The sequence below is a fragment of the Pseudomonas putida genome, assembly GCF_002741075.1.
Taxonomy (GTDB): Bacteria; Pseudomonadota; Gammaproteobacteria; order Pseudomonadales; family Pseudomonadaceae; genus Aquipseudomonas; species Aquipseudomonas putida_T.
In genome coordinates this window covers 2317134-2338311 of the sequence record NZ_CP016634.1, presented here as the reverse complement: position 1 = coordinate 2338311, position 21178 = coordinate 2317134, and the positions used below count along the sequence as shown (strand labels likewise).

Below are 21178 nucleotides of genomic sequence, written 5' to 3'. Positions count from 1 at the left end.
GGCTCGTCCGCGTCGATTGTGCCGGTGGGCCAGAGGGCGTGGGGATGGCGCGGTCTTCCGGCTTCATGCAATCAGTCCTTGAGCACAGACGGGTGTGACCGAGCATGCGGTGCTCCAGTGCTGATGGTCAACCCTTGTGCGCGCCGTTGCTGAGGCGGCTTTTCGGGGCCGGCGAAAAGGCCTCGAAGGGGCGGGCAGGGAGATGACGAGGTTCTTCGGAAGGCACCGACATACAGGCTATCAGGGGCTCCGTACGCTACGGGTTTTGCACGCGGCCACTGGTTTTCCGCCATCTCGGTTCTTCAGACAGGATGCTTGATGAGACTTACACGCTTGGACGAACTCGGAGCACGCCCCTCGACCTACCTGGCGCGGATGCGCGTCGAGCAACTGATAGATCTGCCTCGGCTGTTCGCGGTGATCGATGCAGACCCGGCGCTGATCGGGGCGGGGGTGGTTTATATCGATGCGCAGTACAACATCGTCAACCTGCGTAGGTTTCAGGCGGTGTGCAGTGTGGTGCCGAAGTGGTTGGTTATTCAGGAGGTGAGGCAGCCTGTTACTGCACGGGCATATGTCGAAAATATCCAACGGGATGCTCGCGAGTCTGAAATGTTCGCGGAAATTGCCAACATGGGGCTGGCCTGCACTGGCGCGGCACTCAGTGTGCTGATAATGGTTGCGGGTGGCGCTGCTTCGACATTTTCAGGCGGTGTTGCAACTCCGATTGTTTATCTTGGCTTTGCAGGTGCTGGCGCGGCACTGCTCCAGTGCGCAGTCGGAGTTGGACGAGTATACAGCGAGCTGGGTGGAGCCACCCAAGACGACGCTTGGTTTCATGAAGAATGGTTTGAAATTGTTAGCCAACTGCTGGATACGATCGCTCTGCTCGCGGTCAGTGTAGCCGGCGCCAATATGATCAGATACCTGCAGGTTCGAAAATCCTCGACAGGAATTGGTTGGTCGCAGCTCTTGCGGCCATTAAGCCGGCAACAGCGCAAGGCGCTGAACGATGAACTGTTGCGCGTTCGACACCCGAGCCTGACCAACAAACAGTTGAAGCTCGCGCAGCGTATCGGCAGGAAGAAAAAGCGCCTGACACCAGCAGAGTTGAGCCAGGCAACGTTGGCCATGATACGGGAGTCTGTGGCTAGTGGGCTCACTGTTATTGGGAGTTCGAGCGTTCAATCCATCGCCGTGAGTATTATGGAGTCCACCCACCGTGATGCTGACTAACCAAACGCTTATTTGGATCAAGCGCTACTACTTCACGTTCATCGCCTGCATGATGCTGACATTGATGGCAGGTGCATCGGCGGTAGTAGGTGTCGCACGTGTATTCACGTTCGGCTTCCCAAGAGACAATGTGATCGTATTTGCGATGTCTGTTCTGGGTGTTTTTATCTGGATACAGACACTGCTTGCACTCAGGGCTCATGCCCGCGCCCTCAAGGCACAGGTGGTAGTGCTGCTGATATGCCTGGGGGGGACGCTGTCGACTTACAAAGCTTCTCCTATGCCCCATGTCGCCCTGATGAGCGCGTGTCCTGCGTTGATTTCCTTGTGGCTGATGAATACCCGCCGTTACCGAGGCCTCTGGAAACGCCTATGCGTCATGCGCAGGCGCCGCACCCGCCAGCGGCGCCTGCTCAGGCAGCTCAAACGAATGCGCAGACGTTAGATTCTTAATCCTTTTGATAACGACGTCGTCTTTGCGGACGTATTCGCGGGTAAACCGGAGCGCCGAATTGGCCAGTGCAGAAACATAAGGAGTTTTCTTATGGGGTACTCAAACGATCGCCGTAGGTGTCATGGGGTTTGAACAGAAATGATATCTGGTGAAGCATTGCCTTGTGGGGTTAGGCGGTATCTTCCGATATTCGCGATTATCTATGTTTTTACATTGATGGCAGGTGCTGCTGCATTGTCGGGAATTGCTCACGCACTTCCGCTTCGTCTCGATACGGTAGGTGTGGAATATGTTGCCGGGATAGGCTTGGCATTCTTCATATCTATTCAAAGTTTTTTTGTATTGCGAGCTCATCCACAGGCGCTAAGAATACTCATCATTTTACTTCTAGTGTTTTTTGGATGCGCTTTTTTGAGCTACAATATGTCAATTAAGCCCATGCTCGCTCTTATGGCTTGGCTTCCCTCATTGATTGCCTTATGGCTGCTGAACACCCGTCGCTTCCGAGGCCTTTGGAAACGCCTCTGCGTCATGCGCAGACGCCGCACTCGCCAGCGGCGCCTGCTCAGGCAGCTCAAGCGAATGCGCAGGCGTTAAATATTTGATCCTTTGATCACGATGTCGTCTTTGCGGACCTGTTCGCGGATAAGTCAGAGCGCCGAATAGGCCGGTACAGAAAAATAAGGTGGTTTTAGAAGTGGACCCCTCCCGGGTTCAGTCCATTGCAGTCACTCTCATCGACTCTGATTCAGAATGATATTATACAGAAACCTTCCGGCTTGGATCAGGCCTTATACCTTAAACTTCTTGATTATCATGGTCCTCACTGTACTTTCCAGTGGGGCTTCAGTGGTTATAGCCGCTCAGTGGATTACTTTCGGCTTTCCAAAAGAGCTAGAAATGTTTGTTGCAGCGAGCGCGTTGAGTTTGTTTGTCTGGATACAGACCTTCTTAGTGCTCAGAGCCCATCCACGAGCGGTCAAAACGCTCGTGGTAATACTACTGATGTGTCTCGTGAGCATTCTGGCGGGTTACAAGGCGACGCCAAATCCTAAGATTGTCATCATGTTCGCTATTCTGCCTTTGACAGCGTTATGGCTAATGAACACCCGACGCTACCGGGGTCTTTGGAAGCGTCTATGCGTCATGCGCAGGCGCCGCACCCGCCAGCGGCGCCTGCTCAGGCAACTCAAGCGAACGCGCAGGCGTTAGACTTTTGATCCTGTTTGATAACGACCTCGTCTTCGTGGACGTATTTGCGGGTAAACCGGAGCGTCGAGCCGCCGCGCTCACAGGGGCAGCGGTGTTCTTCATCGCACCGGAGAATTTGTGTGGGTTTACCCGCGAATAGGTCAGTGCAGCGACATAAGGAGTTTTTGTGGACGGTATTAAAATGATCGCCGTAAGCGTCATGGAATTTGATCCAGAATGATGCGTGCTGAAAAAATACCTGCTGGGTTTAGGCCATACCTGCCGATATTTTTGGCAATTTATTTTCTTACTTTTGCATCCGCCGCTGCTGCGTTGTTTGGCGTAGTCGAAACGCTAGGTGTGCGGGATGTTGGTGTCTTGCATTTTGCGTTGATGGTTTGCGGTACGTATGTAGTTGTTCAGTACTTTTTTGTAATGCGAGCTCATTCTCGGGCGCTTAGTTCGCTGGTAATGTCACTTCTGATATTTTTTATCTGCACACTTCTGACTCTGGGGTTCTCTCCGAAGACCGATTTCTCACTGGTGACTGGGCTTCCCTCATTGATTGCCCTATGGCTGCTTAATACTCGTCGCTTCAGAGGACTCTGGAAACGCCTATGCGTCATGCGCAGGCGCCGCACCCGTCAGCGGCGCCTGATCCGGCAGATCAAGCGAACGCGCAGGCGCTAAATTCTTGATCCTTTATGATAGTGCCGTCGTCTTTGTAGGCGGCGGGTAGATCGGAGCGCCGAATAGGCCTGTGCAGCAATATAAGAAGTTTTTTGGACGGTTGTGCAAGCGATCGCCGTGAGTATTATGGAGCCCATCCACTATGATGCTTACTAACCAAACGCTTATTTGGATCAAGCGCTACTACTTCACATTCATCGCCTGCATGATGCTGACATTGATGGCAGGTGCATCGGCGGTAGTAGGTGTCGCCCGTGTTTTCACGTTCGGCTTCCCAAGAGACAATGTGATCGTATTTGCGATGTCTGTTCTGGGCGTTTTTATCTGGATACAGACACTGCTTGCACTCAGGGCTCATGCCCGCGCCCTCAAGGCACAGTTGGTAGTGCTGCTGATATGCCTGGTGGGGACGCTGTCAACTTATAAAGCTTCTCCTGTGCCCCATGTCGCCCTGATGAGTGCGTGTCCTGCGTTGATTGCCTTGTGGCTAATGAATACCCGCCGTTACCGGGGCCTCTGGAAACGCCTCTGCGTCATGCGCAGGCGCCGCACCCGCTATCGGCGCCTGATCCGGCAGCTCAAACGCACGCAGGCTTAGATGATCTGATCTGATAACGGCGTTCTCTCTTGAGATGCATTCACGGGTTACCCGCGAACGGGCCGTATGGCCAATCAAACAGTGACAGGTCTACTCACGTTGATGCGTGCAGCCCAGGCGCGAGTGAGGCGCTAATTTTGGAGCAAACGAAAAATCGCCGGATGTCCGGTGGCGAGTTGCTGGGGCTGTACAGAATTCACCGATATATGGGCCATCAAGGGATCCATACGCTGCGGGCTTTGCAGGTGACAGCTGGTGTTTGCCTGCTTTCCTCTTCAGACAGGATGCTTGATGAAACGCTTACGATTGAACGAGCCTAGCGTGCCACCCTCGATGTATTTGCTACGGCGACGTGTCGAACACCTTATCGACCTGCCTCGCCTGATTACAGTGATCGATGCCGATATGGCGCTTATCGGTGCAGGCGTCGTTTACATTGATGCGGACTACAATGTCATTCGCCTTCGCAGGGTTCAGCCGGTTTGTAGCACTGCGCCGAAGCAATTGGTGATTCAGGAAATGAGGAAAACGGTTAAGCCTCAGCAGTACGCCAGTGAAATCAAGTACAACCCTCGCCAGGCAAGGGTACTCACCGAGGTGGCCGAGTTTGCAGGACAGCGCGTCGGCGCAGTGCAGCGTCTGGTGTTCATGATGGGTAGCGGGGTATCTGTTATTTCCTCGGTGTTCGCTATGCCGCTGTGTTTGCGCGTGGACGATGTTTCAGTACCTATCGCCGTGCGGAGTCGCGAAATCAAGGGTGGGGCAACCCGCAAGAGGCAGGTCTATCAGTTAGACAACGCGCCATGGTATGCGGCCGTCAGTGAGATGCTTGATGCAGCGTCCGGGCTCCAGAGCAACTCCCTCATGATCAATTACCTGCGACAGGCGAGATCGGCGACCGGGCAAAGTTGGTTGGAACTGGTACGGACTTTGGAGCCGCAGCAGCGCAGAGCGCTGAGTAATGCATTGTTGCGTCTCAACCATTCAAGTCTGACATTAAAGCAACTGCACCTTTCCCAACAGATTGGGCGGATGAAAAAATGCTTTCTGATGCCCAGTTTGAATAAAGAGACCTATCCTCAGATTGTCGAGGCACTGGGCAAGCTGTCGGGGGTCGTCGGAACCGATACGCTGCAATCCATCGTCGTCAGTACGATCGAGTCCTGGTCGGCATGACATAGGTAGTAAAGGGATTGCGATCTGGGTCAGGCATTGTACCGGGACTCAACCGTTCCGCGAGGCCACCACGGGCAACGGCGCAGGTTCGGCCAGCGCGTTGCCCGCTTCCCGGCGCTCGTTCGCCACTCCAAACGGCACATGCACCATCGGCAGATCCCCGGCCACCGACGTCAGGTGGCTGCGTTGGTCGTCGAAGAACATGTGCGGCTTGAGAATCGACAGCACCCGGTCTTTTTCCATGCCGCCCAGGAAGAACGATTCGTCCGGCGACACGCCCCAATTCTTCAAGGTGGTCACCACCCGCTCGTGGGATGGCGCGTTGCGCGCGGTGACAATGGCGATGCGCAGGATGCGCTGGTAATCCGGGCACTGGGCCAGTTTCTGGTCCTCCAGTGTGCGGATGTGCGAGAGCTTGCGGTAGAGGTCCGCCAGCGGGCCCGGCTGATGAGGGATGGCCTTGCGGTCGCGCTCGTGGGCCAGGAACTCATCGAGGTCGTGATGCTGCTTGTACACGCTTTCGGCCTCGTCATCGGCGATCACGCCATCGAAGTCGAAGGCCACCCGCAGCTCGGTGTCGATTTCATCGTCGTAGATGCGCGTGGGCAGCACGAGGCCAGCGGGGTAGTCGGCGTCGATGGCGCGCTGGACATCTTCTTCGTGAGCGCTCAGAAACAGCGATGCATTGAACGCGGGGATGTACTCATAGGGCGAACGGCCAGACATGAACGCCGCCCGGGTGATGTCCAGGCCGTAGTGGTCGATCGAGCGGAATACCCGCAGGCCGGTCTCGGGCGAGTTGCGTGAGAGCAGCACCACCTCCACCGGCAATTGCGCGGGGAAGGCCTTGTTGATGCTCAGAAAGCGCCGGATGAACGGGAAGGCGACGCCTTTGGGGAAGGGCTCGTCGAGGTTCTGCTCCTGATGCTGACGATACGCCTCGACCCCTTCGGTCTTGTAGATGTCGTCGGACACGGTCAGGTCGAACAGCGCGCTGGAGGCGACGCCGACGACAAGTTTCTGCTCGATGGGGTAGGGCATGCGGCCTCCTTAAAAACGGTATCAAAGCCTTTTGGGCTGCAGAGCGGCGCCCACATCCTCAGGCCATTCTCAAAGCGGTGCCACCCCCAGCAACAGGTGTACCTGACGCTGCAACTGTGCCACATGTTCCCGCTCGGCACGCAGCGCGCTGCGCAATTCGCGGTTTTCCTGTTTTTGCATGCGAGCGGTGCGCTCCAGCTCGCGGTTGCTGCGCAAAAGCCGCCAGATCTCGCTGAGCCGGGCATGCTGCAGGCCAAGCATCAACACGATGAAAGCGGTGACGCCAAGCAGGACCAGATCAATGTTCTCCATGTTTCGCTTCCTTGAGAAGAGCAAGGGTATGTGTACGAGCCAAACGATATGTCTAGTTTTACTACATGTCGATAATGGAGACTTGTACAGGTAAAGCAATTGCGCAGGTTCGAAGCCTGCTCGCAGGCCCGACTCAATGGGCTTCGGTCATCGAATAGAGGCCATGTGATATCACCTGGGCCACGGAGCACCTGAGCTGGCGCACACCCGGCAGGAAGTGAATGTGAAAGACTGCAAGGCACATAGATATGTCCGTTTTGTTTACATGTTTTAGTCTCTTGATTGGCAACAGCCAAGACACGTAGTCTTTGACGACACGTCATCCAACCAAACGTAGGCCGAGGGCAGTCGATGAAACGCACGCAACGTATGGAGCAAACCCGTTGGGACCTGGCCCTGCGCTACCGGTTGATCGAGACCGTGGTGTGGTGGGAAGGGCGCCTGACCACCAATCACCTGATCCAGAGCTTCGGCATCAGCCGCCAACAAGCCTCCAAGGACATCAACACCTACATCACCGACTACGCCTCGAAGAACCTGGTCTACGACAAGCAGCTCAAGGGCTACGTGCCGACTCGACAGTTCAAGCCGCTGTTCATCGACGACAGCGCCAGTGCCTACCTCGACTTGCTCAACCAGAACAACGAACGCGCGCCGCATATCGAAGGCCTGGCATTGGCCTATGCCCATACCGAGGTGCTGAAAGTGCCCGATCGCTCGGTCAGGCCCGAGGTGCTGCGGCCGTTGCTCAAGGCGTGCCGGGAGAAGCGGCGACTGGACATCGACTATGTGTCATTCAACAGCCCCGAGCTCGAAGGCCGCACCATCGCCCCGCACACCTTGGTCTACACCGGCATGCGCTGGCACGTGCGGGCCTATTGCGAGAAGAACCGAAAATACCGGGATTTCGTGCTCAGCCGTTTTCGCGGCGAGCCGGAACTGCGCGATGACCAGACCGACAACGGCAGCGAGCAGGACGAGGAGTGGAACACCCGGATCGATGTGATCTTCAAGCCGGACGAGCGCCTGAATGCGGCGCAAAAGGCGATCATCGAGATGGATTTCGGCATGATCGACGGGCAATTGGTCATCCCCAGCCGTCAGGCTCTGGTGAAGTACGTGGTACGACGCTTCCACGTGAACCCCAATGTGCACGATCCAAAGCCTGAGGCCCAGCAGTTGGTGCTGGCTAACCGAGACGCACTGCGCCCCTGGCTGCATTTTGACTGAACGGTTGCTCAGCCCAGCGACGCCACACTGTTGAGCAGGGTTTTCACCAATTGTGCCTGACGCGTGGCGCCGGTCTTGGCGAACACCCCGCGCAGGTGCGCGCGCACGGTATTGCGCGACACGTGCAACAGGTCCGCTGTTTCATCCAGGGTCTGCCCATCCATCACCAGCATCGCCACCTCGGTTTCCATCGGCGTGAGCTGGAACAGGCTGCGCAGCAGGTGCCGCGAGGCCTGGGGCGAGTCGGCCGGGTCGCGAATGAACAATGCCACCGCCGGCCTGCGGGTGCCTTTGCCGGCCTGGTAGTTCAGGGGGATGGGCCGCAGCAGCAGGTTGAGCGGCATCTGGCCGCTGGGCCGGGACAGGGTGAGCACTTCCAGTTCGTCCAACCCGCGCTGGCGTTGACGCAGCACGGTCTGGACCGCTTGTTGCAAGGTGCGGTTCTCATGGTTGAGGTAGGCGCAGAGTTTTTCTTGCCGGCATACCAGGCCATCGCCTTCATCGAACAATCGCTGCGCGGCACTGTTGCAACGCAGCTTGCGGCCGTTCTCATCGAGGATCACCGTGCCGACCATCAAGCGGTCGATGGTCGCGGCATACAACTGGCGCTCGGAGTCGAGCTGGTCCACGGCCGAGTGCAGGTCCACGGCCTGCTGCACGTGTGGCAGCAGTAGGCGCACCAGGGCGATTTCCTCGGCATCGAAGTCCGCCCCGGCATGCCCGCGGCTGGCAAACAGGGCGCAGTGCATGCCGGCATTGGTCACCATGTTGGCCACCAGCACGTGGCGCAGGTCCAGCGGTTGCAGGTAGTTGCGGTAGAAATCGTGAGCCAGCCATACCGCGCTGCCCATCACCTGGTCGGCCGTGGCAACGTGATCGGCAGGCCAGTCGAGGAAGGGGCAGATGGAGTAGTAGTACTCGCTGTAGGACGGCTCGCCCGGCAGCAGCGGGCCGTGGCTGGAGGCATTGACGATCAGGCCCGGGCGTTCGTGCTCCGGGTTGCGCAGCACCAGGGTGATGAAACTGGCGTCCAGGCGCTGGCGTAGCTGTTCGAGAAAGCCGCCCCAGGGTGTGGATTCGAGGGGGCCTTGATAGACCTGGGCGAGCAAGGCGCTGAGCGCGTCAGTGGCGATGGGAGCCGGATGGTGAGCGATCATGCTGCGCCTCGCGGGTATCGGGAAGGGCAGTATTGATGGGGGGCTCGTCGGGTAAATCGTCTGTTTGGACTAACTGTCATGTACAGATACGGCCGCCAATCGCGAGCTCAGGAGGCCGGGTGGAGGCGCCTGGACCATCGCGTGGCAAAAAGCTGAATATTTGTAGGCAGTTCTGGCCCATTCGCGGGTAAACCCGCTCCCACAGGTTCTGCGGTGTTCTCAACAACACCGCTGTGTCTGTGAGAACTGCGCCAGGGCTGGTATTTGCACGGGCTGAAAAGTGAAGGAATACCAACCGAAGGCGATTCGAGTTTGTCCGGCACCCTAGAATCTCCCACAGGCTCAACCACAGGCCTCGAAGCACCGCCGTACCTGTGGGAGCGGGTTTACCCGCGAAGAAAGCTACGCGAATCCGGCCCTTCTGCGGGGGCTTCTTGCAGCGTGGTTTGCCTTGAGAGCCCAGGGCAGACAACGCAGCCCCAACCGTCAGCGCCTCCATCCAAGGAGAAGCTCGATGATCTATGCTCGTTCGTATGCCAGCAATTGGCTATTGCTCAGGTAAGCACCCTCCCATGGGCGCCCGACGAGAATAACTAAAAAATGAAGATACCCACGCTAAAGCAGGAATGGCCGAACCTGGTGCTCTGGGCGTTTCTGCTCTCGCCCATTTTCATCCGCACACTCGCCAACCCATACGCCAAGATCGACCTGCTGGCGCTCTACACCCTCGCCATCTCGGTGCTGTGGTTGGCGGCGATCCGCTTCGCGTCATCCAACCAGTTCAAGCTTCACGTCGTGCTTTTGCCGTTCTATCTGTTGGCCACCATCGACCTGTTCCTGACGCTCAACTTCAACTCACGGTTGACGGCGGCCTACCTGTTCATCGGGCTGACCAACTACAAAGAGGCCAATGACTTCCTGCTGACCTACTGGAAGTCCATCGCCTTCGTCCTGCTGGTGTTCATGGCCTGTTACGGCCTGGGACTGGCCGGCCTGTACCGCCGCAAGCTACCCAAGAGCCGGATGCTGTTCGCCTTGAGCCTGGGCGCCTTGCTGCTGGGGTATGGCATGTACTTCTACAAGACCGTCCAGCTCAACTCGCTGGGCAAGGGTGCGGTGCTGGACCTGGCCGCCAAGGACCAGAGCACGCCGGTGGGCTACCTGTCGCAGATCGGCCTGACCGCCTACCTGCATGCCGAAACCCTGCAGTACATCAAGCAGCGCCAGGACACCAAGGTCAACATCACTCGCGTCTCGAACGATTCGAACATCGAGACCGTCGTCTTCGTGATCGGCGAGTCCTCACGCCCACACAACTGGTCGCTTTACGGCTACGACAAACCGACCACGCCGAATCTGGACAAGCGCCTGGGACTGTTCAAGTTCAACCGCATGTGCACCACCGCGCCCTATACCTCGTTCGCCGTGCCGTCGATGCTGAGCCTGTCGCCGATCTCCGATTGGGATCGGATCGCCTCGACCAAATCCTTGGTGGGCATCTACCGTGCGGCGGGCTATACGACCCATTGGTTGTCTGTCCAGGAGGTCGACAGCTTTGGTGGGATCATTCCGCAGATCGCCGCCGAAGCGAACAGCCGGCAGTACTTCGAGCGCAGCTATGACGCCGCATTGTTGCCAGTGCACGAGCAAATCCTGCACTCGCCCCCAGCCAAGCGGGCGATCTTCATTCACATCAAGGGCAGCCATTTCGATTATGCGCGCCGTTATCCGGACAGCTTCAGGCAGTTCCAGCCCGCCACCGACAGCGCCAAAGACAGGATCACCGCCCATTACGACAACACCGTGCTCTACACCGACTGGCTCCTGCACACGCTGATGAACCAGCTGGAAGCCAGCAACAAACCGTCAGTGCTGGTCTACACCTCCGATCATGGCGAGAACCTCATGGACGATCATCGTGGCTTGTTGGGCCATGGCATCGGCAATGAATACGACCTGTCGGTCTCGGCCTTCGTCTGGGCCACCGACAACGTGTCGCAGCACCAAAGCGCCAAGCTTGAGAAACTGCGGCAGCGTGAAGATCAACCGGTCAGCATTTCGTCCCTGCCCCATACGCTGCTGGGGCTTACCGGGGTGTACACCGACGGCTACAACAGTGCGGACGATATGCTCAGCGACGACTTCGTCGCCTCGAACTGCCCCTACTTGCTCGGCTCGGGTTTCGTGCCCTCGTTCGAGTTCGGCACCCGCTGAACCGTCAGGTGCGGACGCGGCGGCGTGGCGCCGCGTCCGCTTCGCTCAGAGGTTGAGCAAGGCTTCGACGATGCGTTCGGCGGCGGCTTCGGCCGATTCGCGCTGGGTGTCGATGTGCAACTCCGGGTTCACCGGCGGCTCGTAGGGCGAGTCGATACCGGTGAAGTTCTTCAGCTCACCACGCCGGGCCTTCTGGTACAGCCCTTTGGGGTCGCGCTGCTCGGCCAGGGCCAGCGGGGCGTCGATGAAGATCTCCAAGAAGTTGCCATCCCCGGCAAGGCTGCGGGCCATGTCGCGCTCGGCGCGAAACGGCGAGATGAACGAGACCAGGGTGATCAACCCGGCATCGAGCATCAGCTTGGCCACCTCGGCCACGCGGCGGATATTCTCCACCCGGTCCGCCTCGGTGAAGCCCAGGTCGCGGTTCAGGCCGTGGCGCACGTTGTCGCCGTCGAGCAGGTAGGTGTGCTTGCCCAGGGCATGCAGCTTGCGCTCCACCAGGTTGGCGATGGTCGATTTACCCGCACCGGAGAGCCCGGTGAACCACAGCACCCGCGGGGTCTGGCCTTTGAGCGCGGCGTGGGCCTCGCGGTTGACGTCGATGGCTTGCCAATGCACGTTCTGCGCGCGGCGCAAGGCGAAGTGCAGCATGCCGGCGCCGACTGTGCGGTTGCTCAGCCGGTCGATGACGATGAAGCCGCCGGTGTCCCGGTTGTCGGCATAGGCATCGAACGGGATCGGCCGATCCAGGTGCAGGTTGCACACGCCTATCCCGTTGAGCTCCAGCGTCTTGGCGGCGAGCTGCTCAAGGCTGTTCACGTCCACCCGGTGCTTGAGGTTGGCGCAGCTCATGCCCACGGTGCGGCAACCGATCTTCATCAGGTAGGGGCGCCCGGGCAGTAGGGCGTCCTCGTCCATCCACACCAGGGTGGCCTCGAACTGGTCGGCCACCGCGGGCGGGGCATCGGCCAGGGCGATCAGGTCACCCCGGCTGATGTCGATCTCGTCCTTGAGCACCAGGGTCACGGCCTGGCCGCACTCGGCGCGTTGCTGCGGGCCGCTGGCGCCAAGGATTTCGCTGACCTCGCTCTGCTGGCCTGAAGGCAGCACGCGGATGCGCTCGCCGACACTCACGCTGCCGGCGGCGACGTTGCCGCAGAAGCCGCGAAAATCAAGGTTCGGCCGGTTGACCCACTGCACCGGCAGGCGGAACGGCGCTTCGCTGGCGCGGGCCTGCTCCAGTGGCACGTCCTCCAGGTACGCCAAGAGGCTGGGCCCTGTGTACCACGGGGTATTGGGGCTGGGGGTGAGCATGTTGTCGCCGCGCAGCGCCGACAGCGGGATGCACTGGATGTCGTGCAGGCCGATCTGCGCGGCGAAGGCGCGGTAGTCGGCCTCGATGCGATCGAACACGGTCTGGGAGTAATCCATCAGGTCGAGCTTGTTGATCGCCAGCACCACCTTGCGAATGCCCAGCAGCGACACCAGGTAGCTGTGGCGGCGGGTCTGGGTCAGCAGGCCCTGGCGGGCGTCCACCAGGATCACCGCCAGGTCCGCGGTGGAAGCGCCGGTGACCATGTTGCGGGTGTACTGCTCATGGCCCGGGGTGTCGGCGACGATGAACTTGCGCTTGTCGGTGGCAAAGAAGCGGTACGCCACATCAATGGTGATGCCTTGTTCACGCTCGGCGGCCAGGCCGTCCACCAGCAAGGCGAAGTCCAGCTCGTCGCCTTGGGTGCCGAGTTTTTTCGAGTCGGCTTCGAGCTGGCCGAGCTGGTCTTCGAACAGCACCTTGGATTCGTACAGCAGGCGCCCGATCAGGGTGCTCTTGCCGTCGTCGACACTGCCACAGGTGATGAAGCGCAGCAGTTGCTTGTGCTGTTGCGCCTGCAGGTAGGGGGTGAGTGCGTCGTGTTGGGCATGGGTGATGGCGTTCATCAGAAGTACCCCTCTTGTTTTTTCTTCTCCATGGAACCGGCCGAGTCGCTGTCGATCAGGCGGCCCTGGCGTTCCGAGGTGCGGCTGACCAGCATCTCGCTGATGATCGCCGGCAAGTCCTCGGCATCGCTGTCGATGGCGCCGGTGAGTGGGTAGCAGCCCAGGGTGCGGAAGCGCACCTTGCGCATTTCTGGGGTTTCGCCGTCACGCAGCGGCAGGCGGTGGTCGTCGACCATGATCAGAGTGCCGTCGCGCTCCACCACTGGGCGTTCCTTGGCGAAGTACAGCGGCACGATGGGGATCTGCTCCAGGTAGATGTATTGCCAGATGTCCAGCTCGGTCCAGTTCGACAGTGGGAACACCCGCAGGCTCTCGCCTTTGCGCTTGCGCGTGTTGTACAGACGCCAGAGTTCCGGGCGCTGCTGCTTGGGGTCCCAGCGGTGCTGCTCGGAGCGCAGGGAGAACACCCGTTCCTTGGCCCGGGACTTTTCCTCGTCGCGCCGCGCGCCGCCAAAGGCTGCGTCGAAGCCGTACTGGTCCAGCGCTTGCTTCAGGCCCTGGGTCTTCCAGACATCGGTGTGCAGCGCCGAGCCGTGGGTGAACGGGTCGATGGCCTTTTCCACGCCCTCGGGGTTGATGTGCACCAGCAGTTCAAGGCCCAGGCGCTTGGCGGTCTGGTCGCGAAAATCGATCATCTCGCGAAACTTCCAGGTGGTGTCCACGTGGAGCAAGGGGAAGGGCGGTTTGCCCGGGGCGAAGGCCTTCATCGCCAGGTGCAGCATCACCGCGCTGTCCTTGCCGATGGAGTAGAGCATCACCGGGTTTTCACACTCGGCCACCACTTCGCGGATGATCTGGATGCTCTCGGCTTCCAGCCATTGCAGATGAGTCAACATTGGATACCTCCTCGTGATCGTCCGGGCTCGGGCCCGGTTGACGCCAAGGTAGGCAATGCGCCCCCGGCGCCTCTTCGTCTGCTCGGACGAAGTGCGCCGAGGGCGCGAAAATCACCTTGCCGCGGCGTGCAGCGACTCGGCGCGGGCCTTCACCGCCAGGGCCACGGCGTCGAAGCCCTGCTTGACCCAGGGGCCATGGTTGGCCATGACCGTGTCGGCGGTCGGGCCCAGGAACTGGTCGGTGGTGTAGTAGCGGCAGCTCTCTGGGCCGGTGCGTTCGATCAGCTGTTCACGGCGGGCAGCGTCGGGGTTGCTGGCGCTGGCGTGCATCTCCCAGGCCAGCAGGCGGTGTGGCTCGAAATCGGCCAGGTGTTCGATCACGTGCAGCAGTTCACCAGGCTGGGCGGGGTTGGGCAGGTACAGGTTGACCGGCTCGCCCAGGCGCAAGGTGGACTCGACCTTGACCGTGTAGGGGTTCCACTGGGGGTAGCGGGGCAGGTCGATAAGGACCGACCAGACCAGTTCGGCGGGGGCGGCGATGTCCACGGTGACGGAGCGAACCAGGTTTTTTTCTGTTGTCATCAAGGTGTCCTCGTTGAGTGGTCCCGCACCCGGAGAGGGCGCGGGAGAGCCGAGTGGCCCAACGAGGGATCGTCGCCAGTTGCGCGCAGGCGCTCCTCGTCCATTCGGATGAGAAGGCAGGGCGTCATGCAGACTGACGACACGACACGCGCACCGGAGGCACGGTGGAATGCGCTGTAGGAGAAACAGGCGCGCGGTGAGAAGGGGGCAAACCACAAGGCTGTTAGATCGCTGAGCTTTCACCTTGTGGTGGGGGGCTTAGGATGCTGAAAAGGGGCGGGTGATCTCGTTATGACCGAAGGAGCAAGTCTTGAACATTTCCCTATTCAGCAACACACCCACCGTCACGGTGTCGGACAATCGCGGCTTGCCTGTACGCAATGTCGTTTACCACCGCCATCCCGACACCCCGCAAGTGACGGACACGCGCATCACCTACCATCGCCACGATGCCCGTGGCTTTCTGGCCCAGAGCACCGATCCGCGCCTGCGCGAGGCCGGGTTGGCCAACTTCACCTACCTGACGAGCCTCTCCGGTGAGGTCTTGCGCACGCAAAGCGTCGATGCCGGCACATCACTGGCCCTGAGCGATGTCGCCGGTAGGCCGTGCCTGACGCTGCACAACCTCAGCCCCGACAAGGACGACCCGCCCGTGACCTGCACCTGGCAGTACGAGGACGCCTCGCTGCCGGGCCGTCCGCTCAGCGTGACGCAGCAGCTGGCCGGTGCGCCGGCGCGCATCGTCGAACGCTTGGTCTGGGCGGCCCCCACGCCGCAGGCCCAAGCGCAAAACCTGGCTGGCCAGTGCATTCGTCACTACGACACCGCCGGGCTGGAGCGCACCAATAGCATTGCCCTGACCGGTGTGCCGCTCTCGGTGGCCCGGCAATTACTCAAGGACGCTGACAACCCTGACACCGTCGTCGATTGGCTGGACGAAGATGACGCCGGGCTCGAGCCCAGCGCCCACACCACCCTGACCACCGCCGATGCCACCGGGGCCGTGCTGAGCACCCAGGATGCCGCCGGCCATAAGCAACGCATGCGCTATGACATGGCCGGCCAATTGGCGGGCAGTTGGCTCACGCTCAAGGGCGGCACCGAACAGGTGATCGTCAAGTCCCTCAGTTACTCTGCTGCCGGCCAGAAGCTGCGCGAGGAGCACGGCAACGGGCTGGTGACGACCTACACCTACGAGCCCAAGACCCAGCGCCTGGCCGCCATCAAGACCGAGCGTCAGGGCAGCGGGGCGAAAGTGCTGCAGGATCTGCGCTACGCCTACGACCCGGTGGGCAACGTGGTGAGCGTGCGTAACGACGCCGAAGCCACGCGCTTCTGGCGCAACCAGAAGGTGGTGCCGGAAAACACCTACGCCTACGACAGTCTGTATCAACTGGTCAGCGCGACGGGGCGGGAGATGGCCGACGCGCGGCGGCAAGGGCAGGGGCGTGACCACCCCGCGCTCATCGCGTTCGATGACGCCACCTACACCCGCTACACCCGCACCTACACCTACGACAGGGCAGGCAACCTGGCCCAGATCCGCCACAGGGCGCCGGCCACCGGCAACAGCTACACCACCGACATCACCGTGAGCGAACGCAGCAACCGGGCGGTGCTGAGCTCGCTGGCCAAGGATCCGACCGAAGTGGAGACGCTGTTTAACGCCAGTGGTCAGCAGCGGATGTTGCTGCCAGGCCAGTCCCTGGCCTGGACGCCGGGTGGAGAGCTTGCACAGGTCACCCCCATCAAGCGCGACAGCGGCGCGGACGACCACGAACACTACCGCTACGACAACGCCCGCCAGCGCGTGCTGAAAACCAGCGCCCAGCAGGCGGCCCGCACCACTCAGACCCAGAACGTCCTCTACCTGCCCGGCCTGGAGCTGCGGCGCACGCTGAGCAGCGGCAAGGTCTTGGAAGACTTGCAGGTCATCACCGTGGGCGAAGCGGGCCGCGCGCAGGTGCGGGTGTTGCACTGGCTAGCCGGCAAACCCACCGACATCACCAACGATCAACTGCGCTATAGCTATGACGACCAGACGGGCAGCGGTGCGCTCGAAGTCGATGGCGCGGGGGGCTGATCAGCCAGGAGGAGTATTACCCCTACGGCGGCACCGCCCTCTGGGCCGCCCGCAATGCGGTGGAGGCGCGCTACAAGACCGTGCGCTATTCGGGCAAGGAACGCGACGCGACAGGGCTGTACTACTACGGGTATCGCTACTACCAGCCGTGGGTGGGCCGCTGGCTCAGCGCTGATCCGGCGGGCACGGTGGATGGACTGAACCTCTATCTTATGGTCAGGAACAACCCGGTGACGCTTGTGGATGAAAAGGGGCTCAACGGAGAAACACGTCATTTGGACAGTGCTCGTAAAGCGTCAAGATTAAAAACAGGAGAGCAACGGAAAGTACCAGGCTCTGTGCTGGGGTTTTCTAGAAACCAGCCTGCTGTGGCCCACGTAACAGCGAGGCCTGTGAGTACGGACAAGGTAATAGACGACGCAGCGCTGGGGAGCGTCCCCTTGCTGACGGATCTTCTCGCGCCGAACAAGGTGCGTGGAGACAGTGCTACGGAGGCGGTCTTGACGAACAAAAGTGGGGGAGGGATTCTCGCGTTCAACGCAGTTCATCTTCCGCTCGCTGAAAATAAAAGCGTTAACGCCTTGCAAATAGTCCACGCGAACACAATGAAATCCCAGAGGAGCCCAGAAATGCACTATGCATATTGGGCGCCGCAAGGCGGATATGTCGATATTGCCGCTCATCCTCGAAAGGGTGAACCTGAACTCCTGTTTACACCCGGTTTCAGTGGGTGTTCGCTTGTTGTGGACAAAATGAGCGAAGCGACCTTACGTGTTCGACACGTAGAGGGAAGCAAAGAAGACGCTCAATATAATGATCTGGATGAGGCTGAGCATGGTATGGGAATGCTGGGGGCCATGGAATTTACAGATTATGGTTTCCACGACGCTGCAGAGGGAAGGGTGGTCGAGAACGTGACGGCTACTGCCTTTATGAAATACGAGGAGGGTGAATGGAAGATTAAGTATCAGAGCCTCCTTCTTTCGCCCACCATTACATCGCTTCAAACAAAGCCGGGCGGTTTCTTCAAAGCGGACCAATTAAAAGCCCAAGTTAGGCATTACGAGGGGCGGTCCGTTGTCAAAACAGCAACGATCCCGCTACGTTAAGGGACATCTGCGTTTTCCACATTCATCAGCCAACGCAACTGCATCGTGTCACCTGAAGTGCACGTGCTGTTAGTCCGCTCGGACGTAGTGTCCGGCTATCCCGTCTCCCTATGGTCTCCCTCACCGGCGGCATCCCGCCCCCAAGGAGACCATCATGACCAACGACCCGATCGAGCAGCAGGTGTGCAGCGGTGAAACCTGGAACCGGTTCTGCGAACAGCTACGGCGCAGCGGCGAGCAGATCCTGCGCGCCGAGGCGCCGGCCGATGTGCAGACCCGCGCCGAGGGCTTTCGCTACCTCACGCGCCTGCTGCGCATCGCCCTGGAAATGCACCTGGAGTTCGCCGACCCGGACTTCCCAGGCTTCATCACCCCCTCCCACGAAACCGCCAAGATCGGCGCCGACAACCCCGACAACCTGTACCGCTATGCCCGCCTCAATGGTGCCCAGCGCTACCGGGTCAGCGGCCATCGCGGCAGCGTCGCCTACTTGAGCTTCGGCACCCAGAAGGGCGGTTACGAGACCGACGGCAAGATGATTCAGACCGGCTTCATCGACGCCAGCCAGCTTGAGCTCGATGCCCAGGGCAACTTCGAGATCATCCTCAGTCAGTACCCGCAAGCCTCCGGCAACTGGCTGCGCCTGGAGCCAGAGAGCAACGCGCTGATCGTGCGTCAGACCTTCCTCGACCGCGCCAACGAGCAGCCAGCGCAACTGCACATCGAGCGCCTGGACGCCGATCAGGTGCCCGCGCCGCTGGACCCTGCCTTCCTGCAGCAAGGCCTACAGCGCGCGGCCTCGTTCGTGGAGAACACCGCACGGCTGTTCGCCGACTGGGCCCAGGGCTACCAGGCCCACACCAATGAGCTGCCTGCGGCCGACCAGGCGCTGTGCCAGTCGGTGGGCGGTGACCCGAACATCTTCTACTACCACTCGTACTGGGCGTTGGCCGACGACGAGGCGCTGCTGATCGAGGTCGACCAGGTGCCGGCGTGCGACTTCTGGAACCTGCAGATCAACAACTACTGGATGGAGTCGCTGGACTACCGCTACCACCGCATCTGCCTGAACAAGCATTCGGCCCAGCTGGACGACAACGGTGGCCTGCGCATGGTGCTCAGTGCCCGTGACCCGGGCCTTGCCAACTGGCTGCAGACCGCCGGTCACCCCCATGGCACCCTGTGCCTGCGCTGGGTCGGTGCGAAAACCCCCGTTCACCCCAGCACCCGCGTCGTGAAGCTGCATGAGCTTGAGGAGCTTGTCTGATGATCAACAGTGAATTCGCCCCTGATCGCTTGCTGGCCGACGCCAGCGCCCGTACCGGCGGGCTGCAGGACTTTGGCCCGGGCAACTACCGAGAGGCCCTGGCGGTCCTCGCCGAGGCACTGGAGCAGGAGGCCCGGTTGTCCCCCGCCGGGCGCGGCATGCTGCGCGAAAAGCTGGTAGCGCAACTGGCCAACCGCCTGGTGGTCGAGGACCATTGCAAGCGCTTCCCGGAGATCCTGGCGCAGCCTATCGATGACCCGCTGGTGATCGTCGGCCTGCCGCGCACCGGCACCACCTTGCTGCAACGTACCCTGGCGGTCGATCCGCAGTTCAGCAAGGCCCTGTGGTGGGAGACCCGCTACCCGGCACCGCTGCCCGGCGAAGACCCCGCCCAGCCTGAGGCCCGCATCCAGCGTGCCCGTGGCGAGATCGCGGCGATGGTCGAGCACCTGCCGCAGCTGTTGGCCATCCACCCGCTGGACGCCGAGCAGGCCGACGAAGAGTTCATGCTGATGGAGCACAGCTTCCTGTGTGCGATGGATTCCTACGTCAACGTGCCCAGCTACACCGCCTGGCTCGACCGCCAGGACCAGACCGAGGTGTATCAGTACCTCAAGCGTTGTCTGCAGTTCTTGCAATGGCAGCAGGGGCTGCGGGGTATCGCACCGGGCCGGCGCTGGCTGCTCAAGAGCCCGCAGCATCTGCACACCCTGGAGTGCTTGATCCAGGTCTTCCCCGGCGCGCAGGTGATCCTCACCCACCGCGAACCCGCCAGCACCATCCCGTCGCTGGCGAGCTTCATCCACACCCTGTGGCAGCTTTACAGCGACCAGGCCGATGCCGAGGCTGTCGGCGAGCAGTGGAACCGCCGCATGGCCCGGGCCCTGCGCCACGCCATGGACGTGCGCGAGCACCTGCCCGCAGGGCGTGTGCTGGATGTGCATTTCGAGGACACCCTTGGCCAGCCGTTGGCGGTGGTCGAGCGCATCTACCAGTTCGCCGGCCTGCACCTGAGCGATGCGGTGCGCGAATCCATCGTGCGTTGGCTGGCCGACAATGGCCGCGAGAAGCGCGCCAGCCACCAATACACCGCCGAGCGTTTTGGCCTGACCGAGGCCATCCTGCAGCGCGACTACGCCGAATACCGCAACCGCCACCTGCGCGCCCGCGCCTGACCCCCACAACAACAAGAAGAAGGAATACACCATGCTCTTGAAGGACAAGGTCGTGATGATCTCCGGCATCGGCCCGGGCCTTGGCATCAAGCTGGCCCTGGAGGCGGCGCGCGAAGGTGCCCGCGCCCTGGCCATCGGTGCCCGCAGCGCCGAGCGGCTGGAAGACGCCCGCGCCCGCATTCTCGCCCTGGGCCACGATTGCGAGGTGCTGTGCGTGCCCACCGACATCACCCAACCCGAGGCCTGCATGCAGTTCGCCGAGGCAACCCTGCGCGTCTTCGGGCGCATCGACGCCTTGGTCAACAGCGCGTTCTCCCATGGGGGGTTCCAGGCCGTGGAGGAGGCTGACAACGCGCCGCTGCGCGAGGCCCTGGAGGTGAATTTGCTGGGTTCGCTGAACATGTCCCGGGCGGTGCTACCGGCCATGCGCGAGCAGGGCGAAGGCGCCATCGTGATGATCAATACCCTAGGCGTGCGCAAGCCATACCAAGGGGGCGCTGCCTACTCGGCGTCCAAGGCCGCCCTGGCCGCCAGCGTGCGTTATCTGGCCAGCGAGCAGGCCGTGCATGGCATTCGTGTCAACGCCCTGGCCTGCGGCTGGATGTGGGGCGAACCGGTGCAGGCGGTGGTGCGCCAGAGCGCCGAGGCTCGGGGCATCAGCGAGGCGCAGGCCAAGGCTGAGTTCAGCGCGGGCATCCCCGGTGGGCGCATGCGCACCGATGAGGAGTGCGCCCGCGCGGCGTTGTTCCTGGCGTCCGACTATGCCAGCGCGATCAATGGTGCGCAGCTCGACGCCAATGGCGGCGAAGTGATGTATTGAGGGGGCGGA

The 21178-nt window shown here is 60.8% G+C and carries 18 protein-coding genes; 12 read left to right on the top strand and 6 right to left on the bottom strand.

Annotated features, from left to right (window positions below; all coding sequences use genetic code 11):
- Positions 1-333: 333 nt before the first annotated feature.
- The 4 genes from IEC33019_RS10690 to IEC33019_RS10670 all read left to right on the top strand — a co-directional run bounded on the left by IEC33019_RS10690 (position 334) and on the right by IEC33019_RS10670 (position 5345).
- Positions 334-1236, top strand: coding sequence for an NAD synthetase (locus IEC33019_RS10690; RefSeq protein ID WP_157765883.1), 903 nt, complete (start codon positions 334-336; stop codon positions 1234-1236).
- Positions 1223-1681, top strand: a complete 459-nt coding sequence (locus IEC33019_RS10685) for a hypothetical protein (RefSeq protein WP_139139913.1) — start codon at positions 1223-1225, stop codon at positions 1679-1681. Before IEC33019_RS10690 ends, IEC33019_RS10685 begins: the two co-directional genes overlap by 14 nt.
- Positions 1682-3713: 2032 nt before the next feature.
- Positions 3714-4169: a hypothetical protein gene (locus tag IEC33019_RS10675; RefSeq protein WP_070094442.1), complete on the top strand. Its 456-nt coding sequence runs from the start codon at positions 3714-3716 to the stop codon at positions 4167-4169.
- 291 nt (positions 4170-4460) lie between these two features.
- Entirely contained in the window at positions 4461-5345 is an 885-nt protein-coding gene (locus IEC33019_RS10670; RefSeq protein ID WP_070094443.1) for a hypothetical protein, read from the top strand.
- 48 nt (positions 5346-5393) lie between these two features.
- Here the strand turns inward: IEC33019_RS10670 and IEC33019_RS10665 are convergent, their stop codons facing one another.
- Positions 5394-6386, bottom strand: coding sequence for a 5'-nucleotidase (locus tag IEC33019_RS10665; protein ID WP_070094444.1), 993 nt, complete (start codon positions 6384-6386; stop codon positions 5394-5396).
- A 69-nt stretch (positions 6387-6455) separates the two neighbouring features.
- Positions 6456-6698, bottom strand: coding sequence for a hypothetical protein (locus tag IEC33019_RS10660; protein WP_070094445.1), 243 nt, complete (start codon positions 6696-6698; stop codon positions 6456-6458).
- 351 nt (positions 6699-7049) lie between these two features.
- On the opposite strand from IEC33019_RS10660, the gene IEC33019_RS10655 reads away from it, so the two are divergent.
- The gene (locus IEC33019_RS10655) at positions 7050-7928 is read left to right on the top strand and encodes a helix-turn-helix transcriptional regulator (RefSeq protein WP_070094446.1); all 879 of its coding nucleotides are present in this window, start codon (positions 7050-7052) and stop codon (positions 7926-7928) included.
- An 8-nt stretch (positions 7929-7936) separates the two neighbouring features.
- On the opposite strand, the gene IEC33019_RS10650 is transcribed toward IEC33019_RS10655, so the two are convergent.
- Complete coding sequence (locus tag IEC33019_RS10650; protein WP_070094447.1) at positions 7937-9085, bottom strand: helix-turn-helix transcriptional regulator; 1149 nt, start codon at positions 9083-9085, stop codon at positions 7937-7939.
- 451 nt (positions 9086-9536) lie between these two features.
- Here IEC33019_RS10650 and IEC33019_RS28060 point away from each other — a divergent pair, with 451 nt between their 5' ends.
- The gene (locus IEC33019_RS28060; protein WP_157765882.1) at positions 9537-9647 is read left to right on the top strand and encodes a hypothetical protein; all 111 of its coding nucleotides are present in this window, start codon (positions 9537-9539) and stop codon (positions 9645-9647) included.
- Between the two features lie 38 nt (positions 9648-9685).
- Complete coding sequence (locus IEC33019_RS10645; RefSeq protein WP_070094448.1) at positions 9686-11299, top strand: phosphoethanolamine transferase; 1614 nt, start codon at positions 9686-9688, stop codon at positions 11297-11299.
- Between the two features lie 45 nt (positions 11300-11344).
- Here the strand turns inward: IEC33019_RS10645 and cysN are convergent, their stop codons facing one another.
- From cysN to IEC33019_RS10630, 3 genes are all read right to left on the bottom strand, one after another.
- Positions 11345-13237 (bottom strand): sulfate adenylyltransferase subunit CysN, encoded by a 1893-nt coding sequence (cysN, locus tag IEC33019_RS10640; protein WP_099593418.1) that lies wholly within the window; start codon positions 13235-13237, stop codon positions 11345-11347.
- The gene (cysD, locus tag IEC33019_RS10635; protein WP_256816188.1) at positions 13237-14151 is read right to left on the bottom strand and encodes a sulfate adenylyltransferase subunit CysD; all 915 of its coding nucleotides are present in this window, start codon (positions 14149-14151) and stop codon (positions 13237-13239) included. Before cysD ends, cysN begins: the two co-directional genes overlap by 1 nt.
- 93 nt (positions 14152-14244) lie before the next feature.
- A complete protein-coding gene (locus IEC33019_RS10630) occupies positions 14245-14715 on the bottom strand; it encodes an SRPBCC domain-containing protein (RefSeq protein ID WP_070094451.1) in 471 nt (156 codons plus the stop codon).
- A 310-nt stretch (positions 14716-15025) separates the two neighbouring features.
- Here IEC33019_RS10630 and IEC33019_RS27790 point away from each other — a divergent pair, with 310 nt between their 5' ends.
- The 5 genes from IEC33019_RS27790 (at position 15026) to IEC33019_RS10610 (ending at position 21169) form a co-directional block, all read left to right on the top strand.
- On the top strand, positions 15026-16798 hold the full coding sequence (locus IEC33019_RS27790; RefSeq protein ID WP_253776135.1) for a hypothetical protein: 1773 nt from the start codon (positions 15026-15028) through the stop codon (positions 16796-16798).
- Positions 16799-16857: 59 nt separating this feature from the next.
- A complete protein-coding gene (locus IEC33019_RS27785; protein ID WP_250169608.1) occupies positions 16858-17907 on the top strand; it encodes an RHS repeat-associated core domain-containing protein in 1050 nt (349 codons plus the stop codon).
- 154 nt (positions 17908-18061) lie between these two features.
- Positions 18062-19174, top strand: a complete 1113-nt coding sequence (locus tag IEC33019_RS10620) for a DUF1214 domain-containing protein (protein ID WP_070094482.1) — start codon at positions 18062-18064, stop codon at positions 19172-19174.
- Complete coding sequence (locus IEC33019_RS10615; protein ID WP_070094483.1) at positions 19174-20349, top strand: sulfotransferase family protein; 1176 nt, start codon at positions 19174-19176, stop codon at positions 20347-20349. The genes IEC33019_RS10620 and IEC33019_RS10615 overlap by 1 nt, the downstream gene beginning before the upstream one ends.
- A 31-nt stretch (positions 20350-20380) precedes the next feature.
- On the top strand, positions 20381-21169 hold the full coding sequence (locus IEC33019_RS10610; protein WP_070094484.1) for an SDR family oxidoreductase: 789 nt from the start codon (positions 20381-20383) through the stop codon (positions 21167-21169).
- Positions 21170-21178: the final 9 nt, after the last annotated feature.